General features: G+C 48.2%; 2 protein-coding genes. Both read right to left on the bottom strand.

Annotated features, from left to right (window positions below):
- Nucleotides 1-1,151: MFS transporter (locus tag ACWHAR_RS21105; RefSeq protein WP_452087721.1), on the bottom strand; the 1,151-nt coding region annotated here is incomplete at its 3' end.
- Between the two features lie 12 nt (nucleotides 1,152-1,163).
- A partial coding sequence (locus tag ACWHAR_RS21100; protein WP_452087720.1) for a TIM barrel protein occupies nucleotides 1,164-1,489 on the bottom strand: 326 nt, incomplete at its 5' end.

Raw genomic sequence — 1,489 nt, 5'->3', positions numbered from 1 at the left:
GCCATAAATGCAATTCCAAAATTCGAGATGATCATTGGAACGAAAAGGCTCCAAGCCCCGATTGAGATACGAACAAGGAAGAACATCAATCCTTGTGCAGATGCGCGATATTCCGTCGGGAAAATTTCACTCGCCCATAATTGATAGTTGGCCTGTTGCCCCGCCCCGTTGTTTATGCCGATCATCACGATAAAGAGGATGAGAATCGGCATGCCCTCTGCCGGAAGCAGAAACAATGACCAGCCGATCACCGCCGCAAATGCGGAGATCCCAAACACTGTCTTCCTGTATTTGTCTGCAAACGGCATGAAGATAAAAGCGACGCCAAGCCCGGTGAAAATAAACAGCCCCATCTGCAAAATATTTGCCATGGTCGCTGATACATCGCCGACCTGCTGATAAATGTAAGGCATAAAAAACCCCATGACACCTGCAGCCAGATTCCAAACCAAGTACACGCCCATTAAGAATAAAATGCTTTTCAAATACTTAGGCTGAAGCAAATCGAGATAAGGCGTCTTCGGCTTCCTGACGGCTTGAGCCATTTCGGATTGATCCTGCCAGGCATCGGATTCCGGCAGCCTTTTCCGCAGAACATAAGTAATCAGTGCGATAACGAGCAAATGCCCAAACACGATTTTATTGCCCAATAAGCCTAAATCACCGAGCAGGACCGACAGCAGCAGAACCACAACCGCTCCCGCAGCCCATGCGACCTGTGCAACCCCGCAATGACGCGCCCTGTTTTTCTTAGGTGCGTTCTCTGCGATGATCGTCCAGGAAGCCGTAATATCAGCTCCTACCGATAAACCGATAATAATGTAACCGCTTAACAAAAAGGGGAAGCTGGTGCCGAATAAAACTAAACAAATGCCCAGTGCATAAACCAGCATACTGTTCGTATAGACAGCCTTTCGGCCAATTTTGTCGGCCAAAAAGCCTCCGAGCAGCGCTCCGATTGCTGCCGAAATGGCGTTGGCGCTAAATGCGCCGAGCAGTCCGATCTGTGTATCAGAAAGCTTCAGGTAACTGACCCATAAAGATAATCCTGCCGATCCTGCGACAATGGAGCCTGCATCAATGTAATTTGCCAAAGCTGCTGCGACGGTTCGTTTATTGAATGGTGAGACTGCTGCACTTCCATTGCTCAATTTAGAGCCCCCTTAATTGGTTGCTGGGACATTCAACAAGTGACGATCGATGTACTTTCTGGCGATCAATGCGTATTCAAGCGGGTTGGCAACATCGGGATCCTGCTCGGCTTCCACTACGATCCAGCCGGAATAGCCGTGCTTTAAAAGCGTTTGATATACTTCTCTAAAGTCGATGCAGCCGTCGCCTGGAACTGTGAACATCCCTTGCAGAAACGCCTGTTGGAACGAATTTCCTTCCCGCTTGCATTTCTCCATGATCTTAAGGCGCGCGTCTTTAAAATGAACGTGCCTAATACGGTCAATATGCTTCTCTAAAATGTTCATATAATTTCCAT

The sequence above is a fragment of the Bacillus sp. LR--39 genome (genome assembly GCF_053613335.1).
Note: the sequence above shows the minus strand (reverse complement) of the source record. Positions and strands in the feature narration are given on the sequence as shown.